The organism is Psychromonas ossibalaenae ATCC BAA-1528, from assembly GCF_000381745.1.
GTDB classification, from domain to species: Bacteria; Pseudomonadota; Gammaproteobacteria; order Enterobacterales; family Psychromonadaceae; genus Psychromonas; species Psychromonas ossibalaenae.
Window position 1 is genome coordinate 21,345 of sequence record NZ_KB907017.1, and the last position, 16,377, is coordinate 37,721.

15 protein-coding genes are annotated in these 16,377 nt (G+C 40.4%); 10 read left to right on the forward strand and 5 right to left on the reverse strand.

Annotated features, from left to right (window positions below):
* Positions 1 to 13: 13 nt before the first annotated feature.
* Genes dut through G327_RS0119075 form a run of 3 tightly spaced genes read left to right on the forward strand, consistent with a single transcriptional unit; the run spans position 14 to position 2,061 of the window.
* On the forward strand, positions 14 to 469 hold the full coding sequence (gene dut, locus G327_RS0119065) for a dUTP diphosphatase (protein ID WP_019616408.1): 456 nt from the start codon (positions 14 to 16) through the stop codon (positions 467 to 469).
* Between the two features lie 58 nt (positions 470 to 527).
* A complete protein-coding gene (gene slmA / locus G327_RS0119070; protein ID WP_019616409.1) occupies positions 528 to 1,130 on the forward strand; it encodes a nucleoid occlusion factor SlmA in 603 nt (200 codons plus the stop codon).
* A gap of 19 nt (positions 1,131 to 1,149) precedes the next feature.
* Positions 1,150 to 2,061, forward strand: a complete 912-nt coding sequence (locus G327_RS0119075; protein ID WP_019616410.1) for a mechanosensitive ion channel domain-containing protein — start codon at positions 1,150 to 1,152, stop codon at positions 2,059 to 2,061.
* A gap of 91 nt (positions 2,062 to 2,152) precedes the next feature.
* On the opposite strand, the gene G327_RS0119080 is transcribed toward G327_RS0119075, so the two are convergent.
* Positions 2,153 to 4,951 (reverse strand): M16 family metallopeptidase, encoded by a 2,799-nt coding sequence (locus tag G327_RS0119080; RefSeq protein WP_033298646.1) that lies wholly within the window; start codon positions 4,949 to 4,951, stop codon positions 2,153 to 2,155.
* Between the two features lie 266 nt (positions 4,952 to 5,217).
* Entirely contained in the window at positions 5,218 to 5,514 is a 297-nt protein-coding gene (gene metJ / locus G327_RS0119085) for a met regulon transcriptional regulator MetJ (protein ID WP_019616412.1), read from the reverse strand.
* Between the two features lie 230 nt (positions 5,515 to 5,744).
* Between metJ and metF the strand changes: the two genes are divergently transcribed.
* Positions 5,745 to 6,653, forward strand: a complete 909-nt coding sequence (metF, locus tag G327_RS0119090) for a methylenetetrahydrofolate reductase (protein ID WP_019616413.1) — start codon at positions 5,745 to 5,747, stop codon at positions 6,651 to 6,653.
* A 193-nt stretch (positions 6,654 to 6,846) separates the two neighbouring features.
* Here metF and G327_RS0119095 read toward each other — a convergent pair whose 3' ends face one another.
* The gene (locus tag G327_RS0119095) at positions 6,847 to 9,360 is read right to left on the reverse strand and encodes a class I adenylate cyclase (RefSeq protein WP_019616414.1); all 2,514 of its coding nucleotides are present in this window, start codon (positions 9,358 to 9,360) and stop codon (positions 6,847 to 6,849) included.
* A gap of 165 nt (positions 9,361 to 9,525) precedes the next feature.
* Positions 9,526 to 10,503, reverse strand: a complete 978-nt coding sequence (ygfZ, locus tag G327_RS0119100; protein WP_019616415.1) for a tRNA-modifying protein YgfZ — start codon at positions 10,501 to 10,503, stop codon at positions 9,526 to 9,528.
* Between the two features lie 135 nt (positions 10,504 to 10,638).
* On the opposite strand from ygfZ, the gene G327_RS0119105 reads away from it, so the two are divergent.
* Together G327_RS0119105 and G327_RS0119110 are read left to right on the forward strand one after the other, a co-directional pair.
* The gene (locus tag G327_RS0119105; RefSeq protein WP_019616416.1) at positions 10,639 to 10,890 is read left to right on the forward strand and encodes an FAD assembly factor SdhE; all 252 of its coding nucleotides are present in this window, start codon (positions 10,639 to 10,641) and stop codon (positions 10,888 to 10,890) included.
* Entirely contained in the window at positions 10,862 to 11,323 is a 462-nt protein-coding gene (locus G327_RS0119110) for a protein YgfX (RefSeq protein ID WP_019616417.1), read from the forward strand. The genes G327_RS0119105 and G327_RS0119110 overlap by 29 nt, the downstream gene beginning before the upstream one ends.
* A gap of 13 nt (positions 11,324 to 11,336) precedes the next feature.
* Here G327_RS0119110 and nadB read toward each other — a convergent pair whose 3' ends face one another.
* The gene (gene nadB / locus G327_RS0119115) at positions 11,337 to 12,959 is read right to left on the reverse strand and encodes an L-aspartate oxidase (RefSeq protein WP_019616418.1); all 1,623 of its coding nucleotides are present in this window, start codon (positions 12,957 to 12,959) and stop codon (positions 11,337 to 11,339) included.
* 300 nt (positions 12,960 to 13,259) lie between these two features.
* On the opposite strand from nadB, the gene rpoE reads away from it, so the two are divergent.
* Genes rpoE through G327_RS0119135 form a run of 4 tightly spaced genes read left to right on the forward strand, consistent with a single transcriptional unit; the run spans position 13,260 to position 15,932 of the window.
* On the forward strand, positions 13,260 to 13,838 hold the full coding sequence (gene rpoE / locus G327_RS0119120; protein WP_019616419.1) for an RNA polymerase sigma factor RpoE: 579 nt from the start codon (positions 13,260 to 13,262) through the stop codon (positions 13,836 to 13,838).
* A 12-nt stretch (positions 13,839 to 13,850) separates the two neighbouring features.
* Positions 13,851 to 14,405, forward strand: a complete 555-nt coding sequence (locus G327_RS0119125) for a sigma-E factor negative regulatory protein (RefSeq protein ID WP_019616420.1) — start codon at positions 13,851 to 13,853, stop codon at positions 14,403 to 14,405.
* A 42-nt stretch (positions 14,406 to 14,447) separates the two neighbouring features.
* Positions 14,448 to 15,473: a MucB/RseB C-terminal domain-containing protein gene (locus G327_RS0119130; RefSeq protein ID WP_019616421.1), complete on the forward strand. Its 1,026-nt coding sequence runs from the start codon at positions 14,448 to 14,450 to the stop codon at positions 15,471 to 15,473.
* A 9-nt stretch (positions 15,474 to 15,482) separates the two neighbouring features.
* On the forward strand, positions 15,483 to 15,932 hold the full coding sequence (locus G327_RS0119135) for a SoxR reducing system RseC family protein (protein WP_019616422.1): 450 nt from the start codon (positions 15,483 to 15,485) through the stop codon (positions 15,930 to 15,932).
* The last annotated feature ends 445 nt before the right edge of the window (positions 15,933 to 16,377 follow it).

A 16,377-nucleotide genomic window follows, 5' to 3' on the forward strand; every position in this document is an offset into this window, starting at 1 on the left:
ATGGATCATAAATATGAAACAAATCGAACTTAAGATTCTTGACCCGCGTATCGGTAAAGAGTTTCCTCTTCCTGAACATGCAACTGCGGGTTCGGCAGGAATGGATTTACGTGCATGTATTGATCAGCCTATGGTTATAAAACCAGGCGAAACACAGCTTATCCCTACAGGTATTGCTATTCATATTGCCGATCCTAAATTAGCGGCAACAATTTTACCTCGTTCAGGCCTTGGCCATAAGCACGGCATCGTATTAGGCAACCTGGTGGGGTTAATTGATTCTGACTATCAGGGACCGTTGATGGTGTCCTGCTGGAACCGAAGCCAGGAAAGTTTTACTTTAGAAGCCGGGGAGCGTTTAGCGCAGCTTGTTTTTCTGCCGGTAGTACAGGCCAGCTTTGAAATTGTAGAAAGTTTTGATAGTTCAGAGCGTGGAGAAGGCGGTTTCGGCCATTCTGGAAAGCATTAATTTAGTTTTTCGAGTAAGCGTTAATATTAGAATAATTTAACAAAGGAAGCTGTTAGCAATGGTTACACAAACAACCAAAAAGAAAGTGAACCGCAAGGATGATATTTTACGTGCATTAGCTGTGATGCTTGAAGGAAAACCAGGGCAGCGTATTACTACTGCAAAACTTGCTGCTGAAGTCGGAGTTTCTGAGGCCGCTTTATACCGCCATTTTCCAAGTAAAGCGCGTATGTTTGAAGGTTTAATTGATTTTATTGAAACGACTATTTTCACTCAAATTAATTTGATCAAAGAGCAGCAGAAGCAGACGATGACACGTACTGAACATATACTGCATTTTTTACTCGGATTTGCGGAGCAGAACCCGGGTATTACTCGAATTCTAACGGGTGATGCTTTATTAGGTGAAAATGAGCGTCTACAGTTACGTATTGAACATATATTTTCTAAGCTGGAATCACAGGTTAAACAGGTTTTAAGAGAAAAACCTATGCTTGACGGCGGTAAACTGCATATTGATGAGGCTGTTGCCGCTAATATACTGCTTGCCTATGTGGAAGGAAGAATGAGTCAGTTTGTACGCAGTCAGTTTAAACAGAAACCAACCCAGAATTTTAAAGTGCAATGGTCATTTTTCTATAACCAGCTTAACCAGAATTAATCAATAGGGAGATTTTATTATGCCTGAGTCAAATACGACCTCTGCAGCCGCTGCCACTTCAGAAAAAGCGACGGATCTGATTGCTGAGCGTCTTGATAACAGTATCGACGTTGTAGAAAACAGTCTTGAATGGGTGACAAACAACCAGGGCCTGCTGATAGAATACGGGATGAATATTATCTCTGCGGTATTAACTCTGCTTCTCGGGCTTTTTGCCGCGCGCCTTATTTCTGGTGGTTTTCATAAAGTACTTACAAAACGTAACCTTGACAGTACGATCGTTGACTTTGTTTCACATATGACTCGTTATGTGATTATTGCGTTTGTTGTTATTGCCGCATTAAGTCGTATCGGTGTGCAGACCACCTCGTTTATCGCTTTAATTGGTGCCGCCGGTCTGGCGATTGGTTTGGCACTGCAGGGCTCTCTTTCAAATTTTGCATCCGGCGTTTTAATTATCGTATTACGCCCCTTTAAAGCGGGTGAGTATATTGAAGCTGCCGGTATTGCCGGTAATGTTGAATCGGTACAGATATTTGCGACAACGCTGACTACAGTGGATAACAAATATGTTGTTGTACCTAATTCTGCGATTTTAGGCGGCAATATTATCAACTACTCTCGTAAACCAACACGTCGTATCGATCTTATGATTGGTGTTAGTTACAGTGCGGATTTAGCAAAAACCAAGGCTGTTTTAGAAAAAGTGGTTAAGGAAAACAGTAACGTACTAAGCGATCCAGCTCCGCAGATTGCCGTTGCTGAACTCGGTGACTCAAGTGTTAATCTGGTTGTGCGTCCATGGGTTAAAAGTGAACTGTACTGGGATATCCGTTTTGAATTAATGGAAGCGATTAAAATCGGTCTTGATGCTGAAGGTATTGAAATTCCATTCCCGCAAATGGATATCCATATGGATAAACAAGGCTGATAGAGATTTTATGTCCTGATTGTTGAATATTAAAAAGCCGCTTACTCAGTAAGCGGCTTTTTTGTTGCACCTCTCTCGTCCTTAAGTATTTTTATGATTTATCAGGTATATTAATAAACTGCAGTGTATGCTGCGGTGCTAAATAGGTACGCAGAAAAGAGTTCATATCCTTTAGCGTAATCTCTTCAATAATGGACTGTGCTTTTTCTGTTGAGCTTAATTCAAAGCCGTACAGGTGATCACGCTGTAAAAACCACTGCCTGTCATCTGCCGTCTTTAATACCGATGACATGCCGTTAATCAAGCCTTTTTTATGATCTGCTAACTGTTCTTCGGAAATTCCGTAATTAATGAAGTCTGCAACGATCTGCCTGATCTCTGTTTGTGCCTGCTGCGCATCTTCTACTTTTGAAACAACCGATATGATTACCTCTGTGAATGCCATACCTGGTTTTTGATCTGCCACCATCACGTAAGGGCTGTAGGTTAATGACAGTTCTTCACGTATGATTTTTGTTAGTTTCTGGCTGATAATTCGCTGCAGGATATCCGCTTGATAAACTTCCTTAATATTTTTATTCGGAGTATCTGTGATGCTGAATAACAGCACTTCTGCATTGTCTTGAGGGTTGGTGGTTTCATTTAATGAAGAGGCGTGTTTAATAATCGATTGTGTATTCTGGTTAAATTTATGCATTTCACCAGCGGGAAGAGTGGCAATGTACTGCAGAATATCCGTTTTCAAATCATCTACTTCAAAGTCACCGACAATGGTAAGTGTATAACCATTGGCATGAGAGAATAATGTTTGGTAGACCTTTTCAACTTCCTGCTGCTGAACGGCTTTGAGTTCGTCAACTGAAAAAATCCGCAGGTAGGCATTATCCGGGTAGAGCTTATTACGCATACGTTTATGGGTGTTTGTAACTGCCTGCTGCAGATAATTTTGTTGTGCTTCTACCAGTCTTTGTTTTTCTGCTGTAAATACCGTTTCTTTTATCTGGACATCAGTAAAGGCACTGTATAAAACAGAAAATAACAGTTCCAGGCTTTTAGGGTTATTCTCCGAGGTCATTGTAAAGCCGTGAATGTTCTGCTCCATATAGGGAATTAATGAGACTTTAGCATTATTAAACTTCTGCTCTAACTGTTGTGCTGATAATCCTGCTATACCGCTGTTTATATAGGAGTTAAAAACAAACAGTGCAGCCGGAAGCTGATCAGCGGAGAGTGAATTAGTGCCTCCCGGTGCGCTTAATCCCATAAATATTGAATTTTTAACACTTTGATCCGGCTGCAGTACAACACTGACACCGTTACTTAACTGCCACTCAGTAAGCTGCTTTTCAGAGTGATACTTTTCATTTTCTATTCTACTGTTGTTTTTCCCTTTTGATATCACCGGGAGGGTGAGCTTAGCTATTTTGATATCGGCTTTTGCTGTCGCTTTCTGCAATGTATGCGACGCACTTTTCTGCAGTGCAGCAAGGTCTGGAGTCCGGCTTTGATAGGGGAAGGCAAAGTTCCACTGTTTTGGCTGCAGCAGTAAGCTTTTGCTAAGCTGGTTTAACTTATTCAAATCCGAGGAGGTTAATGTTGTCTGGTAAGCGAGTCTCTCAATTTCCAGCGTGCGTTCAATATTTCCGCTTGTCCATGAGTTAATCGTCTCCGAGGCTAACTGCTCCGATGTTTTATTAATATAGTCATTCTCCAGCCCGGATTGTAACGTTCTGATTTCTTCAAGCTGCAGATCCAGTTCCGCCTGGCTGAAACCATGTTGTTCGATGCGTGCCAGCTCCTGCGCTGCAAAGTTAACAGCCTGCTGATATTGGCTGTTATTATGAACAATATACAGCTGTTTGAGCGGGTGATTACTGAAATATTCAAAACTATGAAAACCTACTTCAGTAAACGGTTGTGAACGCTGATTGTTTTGTACATTTAGACGGTAGTTAATTAAGTTATCAAGCAGTTGGCTTTGCATATAACGGCTTATATCATCGCTGTTTTTAATGTTGAAAGCGGGCATTTCAATAAACAGATCACTTTGTGAAAAGTTAACTACTTTACTGCTGTATGATTTACTTTCAGTCTTTAGGTTTGGTACTGCCGGTATAACCTGCCTGCTTTTATTGTTTGAGGCCGGTGCACTGGCGAATATTTCATTAATTAATCTAACTGCTTCGCTGCTGTTAACATCGCCCGTAATTAATAGTTTAGCATTGTCGGGGCGATACCAGGTTTTATAAAACTCCTTAACACCCTGTTCTGTACTATTAACAACACTTTCATCGGCAGGCGCCGGTAAACGCTCTGCGTAATGGCTGTCTGCTATATAGTCATTAAAAACGGCGTAATAGTATGGTTTCTCCTGCGGGACACGTAAGCGGTATTCATTTTGTATAACACCTTTTTCTTTATCTAACTCTGCTTGATCAAATTCAATATCAGTTAATACATCCCGTAAATATAAAATTGTATCAGCTAATAATTGTGTATCTGACTTCGGTACGCTGAGTGTATAAACCGTGTTTTCGAAATCAGTGTAAGCATTAATATCCTGACCGAATGTTAAGCCTGATTTTTCGAATAGTTCAATGATTTTGTTTTTTGGAAAATGTTTGGTGCCGTTAAAGGCCATATGTTCAAGCAGATGGGCATAGTCTTTTTGAGCATCTGTTTCGCTTAAAGATCCGGAGTTGATCATTAAACGAAGTTGAATTTTATCTGAATTTTCCTGTTTGGCATGAACTGCATAAAATAAACCATTCTCGAGTGTACTACTGGTTACCTTTGCTTGTGTATTTTTGGGGTTGGGACTGCCACCGGTGCAGGCAGAGAGGGTAAAAATAGTCAAAGCAGTGAGTATTAACTTTCTAAATATCATCATTATCATCCTGTAATTTCAATATATAGGTGTGGCTTTTTATGTCTTTGAATATTAAGCGGTATCAATAAGATGTCAACTACCCGGGAGGGTAGTACAAGCCGTTTTCAGTAATAACAGTAAGATTATTTATAATACGAGCAGGTTTAATTTAACGGGAAGGGGGATCGGATTTATATTTCTGCTGTAGTGCTTGAAACAGATAGAAGCTGGCGCAAGGCTGAGTATTGAAGTCACTCAGCCTATTATTACATTACAGTATGCAGTACTTATTCAATTTCATCCATTAAGCGTTTAACACTGTCTGGAATGCCTGCCGCCTGGCTTTTATCAAGATCGCCGTCTTCCGGCAGAGGCTGACCGGTATATGCATGTAAGAATGCTTCACATAACAGTTCACTGTTGGTTGCATGACGCAGGTTATTCACCTGGCGGCGCGTACGCTCATCAGTCAGAATTTTTAAAACCTTGGTAGGTATCGAAACAGTTACTTTCTTTACTTGTTCGCTCTTTTTACCGTGTTCAGCGTAAGGGCTGATGTATTCACCGTTCCACTTTGTAGACATGTTTTTTTATCCCGTAATGTTTGAAAGGCCATTTTATCCTGTGTTGTTTTACTTAGCAATCCATACGTAGAGAGGGCTAGAAGTCCAGCCAGAATGTTAGTGAATAAAACTCGTTTTATATTGAGATATTTTCACTTTATATAAAAATGGTTGACATAAATTCATATTTGATTAAATTAACAATATCTAAAGAAGTCTAGACGTCTAAATGAAAGAAAAAGGAACAGGTTATGAGTTATCAGGACCAGGCAGATGGTTATTTTTCAGCACAGCATGTCGCTAAATTAAATCAGAGTATTGCTGATATTAAACAGGACGTGGGCGTCTCTTTTGAGTTTTTTCCACCGGCAACAGCCGCGATGGAACAAACGTTATGGGGCTCTATTGAGCGTTTAAAAACATTAAAGCCGAAGTTTGTTTCTGTTACTTACGGGGCAAATTCTGGTACTCGCGATCGTACCCATGAAATTATTAAAGATATTAAACATAAAACCGGCATGGTTGCAGCACCGCATTTAACCTGTATTGATGCAGGTAAAGATGAACTGCGCAGTATAGCGCGTGATTACTGGGATAATGATATCCGCAGTATTGTCGCTTTACGTGGTGATATTCCTGACGGCGAATCGAAACCGCATATGTATTCAACGGATTTAGTGAAGCTGTTAAAAGAAGAGGGAGACTTCGATATATCAGTGGCTGCTTATCCGGAAAAGCACCCGGAAGCGTCGAGCGCCCAGTTTGATTTAGATGTATTAAAAGCAAAATTCGATGCCGGTGCCAACCGCGCTATTTCACAGTTCTTTTTTGATGCGGAAACCTTTTTACGTTTTCGTGATCGTTGTGTTAAACAGGGGATTGAAGGTGACATAGTGCCGGGCATTCTGCCGGTTTCAAATTACAAAACTTTAGTTAAGTTTGCCGGTTTAACTAATGTACAGGTGCCAGACTGGATGCATAAGCTTTATCAGGGGACAGATCAGGATCCGATGACACGTAATCTGCTGGGAGCAACCATTGCTATGGATATGGTAAAAGTATTAAGCCAGGAAGGCATTAAAGACTTCCATTTTTATACTTTAAACCGCAGTGATTTAAGTTATGCAATCTGCCACTCTTTAGGTCTGCGTCCTGAATAATAACAGCTTGAACAAGTGTCTGCTCGTTTAGGCTGGTAATAATCAATTCTGTCTTCGTTAGAATAGCTCGTCACATCAATTAATGCCGGGCTTCTTCTACAGTGGTTTCGATATTACTTTTAAAGTGAAAAGCGCAATGATTTAAATTCTGCGCTTGGTCATTTAGCAGGAGGGAGCAGAGGTGTGCTGATACTCAGCTGGATAATTTTTGGCTTTCTTCTTCGTTTACTTTAGCGTTGCTCCTAAAAGACGACAAAACCAGCTCATCATTTTCAAGCAGTTCAATTTCATAAAACTGTGGCAGGTTGAAGTTAACCTGCTCATCTAAGTTGTTTACTTCATTGTTATTTGAAGCATAAAAACGGTTTACGTTCTGCACTAAATCATCTTTACTGCCGGCAAAGCTATGGAATGTTTCCACCTCATTATCGGCATTAGCAATATATACGTTAAAACCATCAGCATAATTCTCAAAGAAGAACTGAATCAGACCTTCACTGATATGTGACTCGATAATTTCAGCTGTTTGATCAAAGTGAGTATTCTTTAAATTGATCACGCTGGTGGATATTTTCTTTCTGGAAATGTGGCTGTAAATATCAACCGTACTTTCAAGGTGCTGCAGTGAAACGCCGGTTCGCTCAAAGTAGAAGCCGAATTTACGTCCGCCGGTCCATAATGTCTGCACAGAGCGCTGGAAAAGTGAATCCAGGCGTAACTGTATAAATTCGGTTAATTTTGTTTTGAATGTCTGGCTGAGCTGCTCTTTAAAATGACGGCTGTAGCTGAATATATGGATTTGTTCGGGCGGTTTTGCGTCCTGATGCATCTTGCCTAAAATCGTATTTAATGCATCAACCACGGCGTAGTCATTATCAAAATGCAGTGTACGCACTTCATTCCAGGAGTTGCGGTAAATAAGGTCAATACTGCCGATTAAACATTCATTATCCTGGCCATATGATAAAACGTCTCCCACCTGGTTATCTTCACTTTCCTGTGTATCCTGCCAGTGACGGGTGGGATCTTTTTCGACATTTAAAAAGATAGCCAGTTGTTTTATTTCACAGGGTTGACTAAGTGCCTGATTGCTTGCATTAGGTACATAGATTGGAAAAACCGAATGCAGATCCTGGATAAACTGGTTTAACTTTTGATCCACAAGGTCTGAACCCTGATTATAAAGGTGCAGTTTAGTATCTTCTTCATATAAACGGTTCATATGACACCAGGAGATCAGTTTAGAAAGATACCTGGCATGCATCAGGGTTGGTGTATTAATTAATGTGTAATTATCAAGAGAGCAGTTATATAAGTACCACCCTGGCGCATTTTTTCTATTCTCGGGTACCTGAATAAAACTTAAATGAGGTTCGGAAAGGTCCGGTGAAATATTTGGATTAATCAGATCAACTTTACCCGGCAGTGTTTCGTGGGCCGCATAGAGCTTACGTGACAAAATACCGATATCCTCAGCACTGATTGACTCACCAATATTGTTATCGCGGGCAAAACTGAGCAGTTTACGATAACTGGTCATTAACGCATCTAATAAAACATCTTTCGCTTTGGTTACTTCATTTACTTTCCAGTTATTACGGTTATCCAGATCCGCAACCTGAGTCGCATCCCAGTGCCATTGACTGACAAATTTATTTAATACCGTACGACGCCAGGCTGTATTGTCGTTTAGGCAGACTTTAGACAGGTTTTCTTCGGTTTTCAGATAAAAACAGGCGCGTACGACTTCAAGACGTTTGCTGTCATTGATACTGGTTAAATATGACGTTACTTTTTCAAGCATCAAGCAGTAAGGGTCGAGATTTTCATCGTAATGGTCTTGTTCCTGGAAGCTTTTTTTATAAGACATCGCGATTAATTCGGTATTCGGATACTCCCAGGAGTAGGCTTCCATAAGAATGGTTTTTAATACCGCTTTGTAAGGTGTGTCGATCCCTTTATAAAGCTGCCAGAGTGTTGCGCCGAAATATTCTTCTGCCGGAATTCTGTGAAACCCGCCTAAGTCTAACCAGTCATCAGCGAACAGTTCACCTTGGCTATAGAGGTTCTGTACGTACTCGTCGTAATTATGTTCATGTTCAATGGGGATTTGACGCCATAAAATACGTTTGCCGGCAACACGTAATGCCGTACGGTAAAATTCATCCAGTAATAATAGATGCTGTGAGGAGCCGCATGCGTCTTTAGTCATACCCGCATTATTATCAATACGGAATTTATTATCGGGGATTAGAAAAAAATTAAGTTCAACAGCGAAACGGTTTGCCCAGCTGCTGATCTGTAAAGATTTTTCCTGCAGCAGCTTAACTCTCTCTTCATCAAGCTGGTGCGGATAACAGATCCACACATCAAAATCACTTTCAGAGGACTGGCCTATCGACGAGGTGCTGCCCATGGCGTAAAGGCCTATAATATCAGGCGATTGAACGTTGCTTTGCGGCAGTTCAGTATGAAGAAAATAATCAGCAAGAAGGTGGTGTTCTTGGGTAATTTCAAACTGGCAGATACCCGCCGGTGTGTCATTGCTTATATAACCAGGCAGCGTCGGATGATTGAAGTGAAGCAGCAGCGGGAAGGCTTGAAATATATTTAATTCGTCTTTACCCATTAAAACTTGTGCTGACTGTATCCGTAGACGATTAAATTCATCGGATTTATCACGTAATTTTTTTATTTCTGGATTCAATCGAGAACCTGCTATCAGTTAGATAAAATCAACGCACGCATACAAAAGTGTGAGGATTATAACATTCTTTCCAAGGACAGGTAAATATACCCTCTTTTTCTCCGAATTTGTAATTTATCGGTAGGAATCAACCCTGAATATGATCAGGGTTGATTGTTTGCTCTTTTAATCTTGTTCAACTTGATAGGGAAGCGGGGCGTAATAGAGTGTTGAACCTTCAATTTCTTTTATCTGGTAAACATCATTTTCGCTGCTGTCTTTTGGCAAAACTGCTAAGACTTCAATGTGACCGTCGCCATACTGGCAGCCTGAAACAACTGTTCCGATCCGTTTCCAGTTGTTATCCAATAAAAGCTGTACCGTGTCACCTGCTTTTGGGGCCTGGTCTGCGCGGCCGGTAAGAATAAACTGTGCGCGTTTATTGGCACCGCGATATTTTGCACGAGCCACGGTTTCTTGTCCGATATAACAGCCTTTGCTAAAGCTGATACCATCAAGTGCCTGTAAGTTAAGCATCTGCGGGATAAATAGACCAGATGTCTGCGGTTCAATAAAACCGATACCCGAGGCGATATTCAGTGCATTCCATAAACTGTCATCGAAAATTTCGGCGCGGTTTTTCAGATCTTCTAACAATTCTTCTGCCGTCTCATTTTTCATAACAGCTAAGTAGCGTAGTGACGGATAAGGCTGCTTGATGATAACCGTGCCGCTTTCTAATAAACGACTTTGATCATGCGTGGCAGCAGTATCGACCTCTTCAGCAATAAACTGTGCTGATTTACGGCCCACTAAACCAAATGCTTTGTATTCAGTCTCTTTACTTATTTCAACTTTTGAAAAAGCCGCATATTTTTGTAATTCGGGTAATTGTTTAGCAGTGACAGAGCTTGGCTGAGTCAGCAGAATACGGTCTTCTAATACAATCACACGGAAAATACTCCATACTTTTCCCTGCGGATTACATTGAGCCGCCAGTGTCTGTTGTCCGGGTTTTAAACTAGTAAAATCACAAGTGAGCTGCCCCTGTAGAAAAGTGATGCGATCTTCGCCTGTTACACTGATTAAATCCCAGCTGTCAAGCGGACATAAAGCTAAATCCGGTAGCTGGCTAATATTGTCTAGTTGACTAAGTTTAAGCATTTACGGCCTCATTTTGATACTGTTTCTATATTTTACAATGGTATAGCTCACAACCTGTTTTGTCAGTAGTTGCTGTTAATAATTTGTTGTTGTTATGATGCAGAAGCACTTATTTTATTACAGGAAATCAAAAGAATGACAGAAACGGTCAGTAAATCACGTTTATTATGGGCATGCCGCCGAGGTATGCTAGAGCTTGATGTGTTATTCATGCCTTTTGTTAATGAAGCTTACGATGATTTAGTCGAGGCTGATAAAGTTATTTTTCAGCGCCTGCTGACTTGCGAGGACCCTGAACTTTTCTCCTGGTTTATGGGGCATACGGCTTGTCCTGATCTTGAATTAAAGATGATGATCGATGCTATCCTCAAGCGCGTTAAAGTATAACATTGTTGTTAGCACCTCTGTTTATGGAGGTGTTTTTGTTTTCGCGCTGTATTTTTCTCTTATCTTATTCATTCTGCTTTTTTTTGAAATCATTTTTCTGACTGTCATCTTTGTTGTCCTGCTGCTGGTGCTTGCTGTTTATGCGGCAGGAAAGGCCTATGCACAGACATTTAACCTTAAGGTGAGTGATGCCGGAGATATTGAAGTTGAATTTTCTGACACAGAAATAAGAAGCGCTAGAATTAGTAATGCTTCTTTCTATAATGGTTTCTGTATCTATTTATCGCTGCACAGTAGACCCTGTGATTGTTTATCTGTGCCAGATAAAGCAGGCGTTTTTAAAACCTATATTGTGATTTACCGGGATGCCGTGACAGAAAAGCAGTACAGATTACTCGCCCGACTGGTAAATATCGGGCGAGATTTAAAATAAACGGCAGATCTCTTTAATCTCTCTTGCTTAAGATGGTAGGCTGCGGGTTATCCAGCTGTTCAGGATAATCAAGGTTATAATGCAGACCTCTACTTTCTTTCCGCTCCATTGCACTTTTTATAATAATTTCAGCGACCTGTACAAGGTTTCTTAACTCCAGCAGATTGTTGCCGACTTTAAAGTGACTGTAATATTCGTTAATCTCCTGCTGCAGCATCTGCACCCGGCGTAACGCACGTTCTAAGCGTTTGTTGGTACGTACTATGCCCACGTAATCCCACATAAATAAACGCAGTTCATGCCAGTTATGCTGAATAACTACTTCTTCGTCTGAATCTTCAACCTGGCTGTCATCCCAGTCAGGAATATCTGCAAACTTACGCTCTTTATAAAAAGGCAGGCGGTTAATAATATCTTTAGCGCTTGCATGTGCATAAACAACACACTCTAGTAAGGAGTTTGATGCTAAACGGTTAGCGCCGTGCAGTCCGGTGTAGGTGACTTCTCCGATTGCATATAAACCGTCGATGTCCGTTTGTCCGTGATGATCGATCATTACGCCGCCGCAGCTGTAGTGAGCTGCTGGTACAATGGGAATCGGCTGGTGGGCAATATCAATACCCAGCAGTAAACAGCGTCTATATATAGTTGGAAAGTGCTTAACGATAAAATCTTTTGATTTGTGGCTGATATCGAGGTACATACAGTCAGCACCTAAGCGTTTCATTTCGTAATCGATAGCTCGCGCCACAATATCTCGCGGTGCAAGCTCAGCGCGTTCATCAAAATCGGGCATAAAACGTGTACCATCGGGGCGCAGCAGGTGAGCGCCTTCACCACGCAGTGCTTCGGTTAATAAAAAATTTCGTGCTTCGGCATGATATAAACAGGTCGGGTGGAACTGATTAAATTCCATATTTGCGATGCGGCAGCCGCTGCGCCATGCCAAAGCAATACCGTCACCGCTGGATACATCCGGATTACTGGTGTACTGGTATACTTTACTTGCCCCGCCGGTAGCCAGGGTTACAAAGTGTGCTTTAATTGTTTCAACGCGCTCTTTCTTACGGTTCCATACATAAGCCCCAAGCACACGGTTTGCTGGTAGATTTAATTTACGGCTGGTGATTAAATCAACGGCGTTATAACCTTCCATTAAGGTGATGTTCTGGTGTTTTTTTACTGCGCTTAACAAGCTGTTTTCAATTTCGCTGCCGGTTGCATCTGCCGCGTGTAAAATCCGTCGATGTGAATGACCGCCTTCCCGGGTCAGGTGATATTGCGTATTACCTTGCTCATCTGTTTCCGTATCGAAGTTTACACCGGTATCAATTAACCACTGCATACTCTCTTTGCCGTTACTAACGGTAAAACGAGCTGCTTCTTCATCACATAAGCCGGCACCCGCAATTAAGGTGTCTTCCACGTGAGAGTCAATACTGTCATTATCAGAAAAGACTGCTGCTACACCGCCCTGGGCATAAAAAGTAGACCCTTCCGATAGTTTTCCTTTACTTAAAACGTTAATTTTTGCATGAGGGGCCAGTTTTAAGGCTAATGAAAGACCAGCCGCGCCGGCGCCAATAATTAAGACGTCACAAATATGTTGTTCACTTATTGATTTACTTTCTTCCATGGCACTATATGCTCTGTAATTAATGTATATTTCGATTAGGGTTCGATTGTATACCCAGGCCATCTTGAAATGTGGCAGTCAACAAACACGATAAGTTATATGAATTAAGGTTTTGTAACAGCTGATACGGTTACTTCTGACTGGCTCTTAACACACATTTTCAAGTAATTTAGGTACGTTAAGTGTGCAGTCTATCCAAAAAATCATTTCTTTTGAAATTATTTGGAACTTTCTTTTTTATAAAAAGTCATAACAGTGAATGCCGATAAGGCTCCACATAATTATAGGTAGAGTAGCTCAATGCATGAGCGAGATTTAGATTTACAATTAATTCGGCGTATTCAAAATGGGGAGCAGGCGGCTTTTACATTATTGGTTCGAAAGTACCAAAACCGTGTTGCTAATATATTAACGCGTTATGTACGTAACAGCGGCGATATCGCAGATGTTACGCAGGAAGTGTTTATAAAGGTGTATAAATCACTGCCTTCTTTTAGGGGAGACAGTGCGTTTTATACTTGGTTATACCGCATAACGGTCAACACAGCGAAAAATTATTTAACTAGTCAGGGGCGTCGACCTCCTGCTTCTGATATTGATGCAATGGAAGCAGATAGTTATGACGGCGGTGACGCATTAAGAGAAGTAGATGATCCGGAAGGTATTTTACGTTCTCAGGAAATTAAAAGCGTTATTTTAGAGACCATTGAGCAATTGCCTGCTGAATTAAAATCAGCCATTACATTAAGAGAGCTCGAAGGAATGAGTTATGAAGAGATAGCGCATATTGAAGATTGTCCCATCGGCACTGTACGTTCGCGTATTTTCAGAGCCAGGGAAGCAATAGATAAGCAGTTAAAACCTTTATTAGAAGATTAATTGGAAAATACAATGAAAGAAAATAATGAACAGTTGTCTGCCATTTTCGATAATGAAATAATTGATGATCAATTACTCAGCGAACTTATGGCAAATGAAAAGCAACAGGAACAGTTTTCTCGTTATCAGCTTATTGGTGATGTTATGCGTGGTGACGCGGCAGATCAATCTCTGAATATTGACGTTAGTCAAAGTATAATGGCTGAAATCAGCCAGGTTCAGGTTGTGCCTCAGGTAACTCAGCTGGATACATCTGTTAACAAAGATAAAACGCAGCAGAATAAGAACAGTAATGTTATCTCGTTTGTAAAACGCTTTGGTCAATATGCCATTGCCGCTTCTGTTGCCGGTGTTGTTGTATTAACAAATCTTGTAACATCACAGCCGGGTGTTGAAAATAATAACAGCGGAATTGAAGTGTTAAATACAGTACCCTTTGGCGGTGCCGTAACACCTGTTAGTCTGCAGACGAATCAGAAGCAGTTAAAAGAATCAATCAAACAGCGTAATGAACGGCTGGAAGCTTTATTAAAAGATCATCAGCTGCAGCTGCAGACACAGCCGTAAGCTGAAAAAGTACGATTGTAAGTATAGTCATAAGGGAAATTAATGAAGCGCCAGCAGTTTTTTACAACTTTAGTTATCAGCATTTTTGCTTTAATCAGTAACGTTGGTTTTGCCGTAGAAGTAAATGAACAAGTAGAAGTAAGCAAACCAGCACAGGCAGTTGAAGCTAAAGTTGAGAAATTAACTGCAATTGAATATCTACAGTTAATGCAGGCCGCATATAACGAAAAAAATTATGAAATTTTATATTTAAACGGCTTACAAAATCAAATTGAACCTAAACAGTTAATTCACGGTGTTATCGATGGTAAAGAACTTTCATATTTCCGCTATTTAAATGGAGTTATGCGGGAGTCATTACAATACTCGGGCAAGGTAAGTTATTTTGAGCAGGGGGCTCAAGCCTACACGTTGGAGTCAGCGCAAGATCGCAGTGTTTTTGCTAATATTGCAAACTTTGACTACAGCATAGGTCAAAACAGCTATGAATATATTATTCTAGGTAAAGGGCGTATTGCGGGAAAACGAGCAATTGCAATTAGAATGATAAGCAGAGATGACTATCGTTATAGTTATGTAGTCTGGTTAGATATTGATTCTTACTTACCACTGCAGCTAGATACGCTGGATAAATCAAATATAATCCTAGAACAGGTAATGGTTGTATCATTAGTTGTTACCGAACAGGTAAACCCCTGGCTTGAAAAGTTAAGTCAGCAGCAGCTTCCTCAAGTCCTGCATTTAAATAAACCATCTCCAGGACATGCTTCTTTGTGGAAAGTGAACTGGCTGCCGACAGGGTTTAAAGTCGTTAAGGATGATCTGCATAATTTAGTGATGAAGGAAAATGAGCCTGTTTCATATATTATGATTAATGATGGAATTGTCAGTGTATCAATTTATATTTCAACGAAAAAAATAGCTTTGGCTGAAAAACAAAAAATTATTCAGCGCGGAGCAACTGTCTTATATACTTCTCAGAAGAATAATATTGAATATAATGTTGTTGGGGATATTCCCGTTATCACCGCAAAACGGTTAATCGAATCAATTACAAGAGTTCAGTAGAGAGTTTAAATGATTCGAGAAACAGGAAGAATAATAGCAATAGAAGAGCAGGGTGAGAAAAGTACAGCTCATATCGAATGTATATCTAAATCAGCCTGCTCATCCTGCCAGAACAAAAGTGATTGTGGTGTTGGAGTTGTCTCTAAAGCTTTTTCAGATAAAACGCATCAATTTGAAGTTCCTTTTCAGCAAGGAATGAAAAAAGACAGTTATGTAGAACTGCAGATCAATAATAATGATTTGGTGACAAGTGCAGTTGTAGTTTATCTGGTGCCGCTTTTTTTCTTTCTTGTCGGCGCATTAATAGCGAAACAGCTTTCAGATTATAATGAAGGTGTGATTATCTCTATTTCTATACTATCTGCGGCTGTTGGTTTTGCTGTCTCTCGTTTACTTAGTAATAAAATACTTCATCAAAAGCATTTCGATAAAATTATCAGCTGTAAAATTAAGACGTAATGCTGAATTAAACTACAGTTTGCTTGTTAATTATTCGTTTGAACACTTAATTGCAATAATTCTAAATAAACACTTGCCAATATAATTCGCATCCCTATAATGCGCACCCACAGACACGGGATGCAGCGCAGGCTAATCACCAAGTCTCAGAATGAAAGAGGTTTGCTTTTAAAGTTAAAATAAACCGTTGACATTGTTCGCTGGTGACGTAATATACGCACCTCGCCGAAAGGCACGCTCTTTAACAATTTAATCAAACAATCTGTGTGGACATTTATTGTTGATGTGATTTCAAAAAAAATCAAAAGGTAACTTTCTGCTTGCAGAAATTACACCGGAAGATGAATCGCGTAGCGAATCATTGAAAGGACCTTACTTGTAAGGCAACATCAATAGAATGACACACGAATTAATTCATTAATTCAGAATAACAAATCACTTCGGT

Bases quoted from the DNA above. Each gene is read 5' to 3' on its own strand.
- dut (WP_019616408.1), top strand. From the start codon at position 14: ATGAAACAAATCGAACTTAAGATTCTTGACCCGCGTATCGGTAAAGAG.
- slmA (WP_019616409.1), top strand. From the start codon at position 528: ATGGTTACACAAACAACCAAAAAGAAAGTGAACCGCAAGGATGATATT.
- G327_RS0119075 (WP_019616410.1), top strand. From the start codon at position 1,150: ATGCCTGAGTCAAATACGACCTCTGCAGCCGCTGCCACTTCAGAAAAA.
- G327_RS0119080 (WP_033298646.1), bottom strand. From the start codon at position 4,951: ATGATGATATTTAGAAAGTTAATACTCACTGCTTTGACTATTTTTACC.
- metJ (WP_019616412.1), bottom strand. From the start codon at position 5,514: ATGTCTACAAAGTGGAACGGTGAATACATCAGCCCTTACGCTGAACAC.
- metF (WP_019616413.1), top strand. From the start codon at position 5,745: ATGAGTTATCAGGACCAGGCAGATGGTTATTTTTCAGCACAGCATGTC.
- ygfZ (WP_019616415.1), bottom strand. From the start codon at position 10,503: ATGCTTAAACTTAGTCAACTAGACAATATTAGCCAGCTACCGGATTTA.
- G327_RS0119105 (WP_019616416.1), top strand. From the start codon at position 10,639: ATGACAGAAACGGTCAGTAAATCACGTTTATTATGGGCATGCCGCCGA.
- G327_RS0119110 (WP_019616417.1), top strand. From the start codon at position 10,862: ATGCTATCCTCAAGCGCGTTAAAGTATAACATTGTTGTTAGCACCTCT.
- nadB (WP_019616418.1), bottom strand. From the start codon at position 12,959: ATGGAAGAAAGTAAATCAATAAGTGAACAACATATTTGTGACGTCTTA.
- rpoE (WP_019616419.1), top strand. From the start codon at position 13,260: ATGCATGAGCGAGATTTAGATTTACAATTAATTCGGCGTATTCAAAAT.
- G327_RS0119125 (WP_019616420.1), top strand. From the start codon at position 13,851: ATGAAAGAAAATAATGAACAGTTGTCTGCCATTTTCGATAATGAAATA.
- G327_RS0119130 (WP_019616421.1), top strand. From the start codon at position 14,448: ATGAAGCGCCAGCAGTTTTTTACAACTTTAGTTATCAGCATTTTTGCT.
- G327_RS0119135 (WP_019616422.1), top strand. From the start codon at position 15,483: ATGATTCGAGAAACAGGAAGAATAATAGCAATAGAAGAGCAGGGTGAG.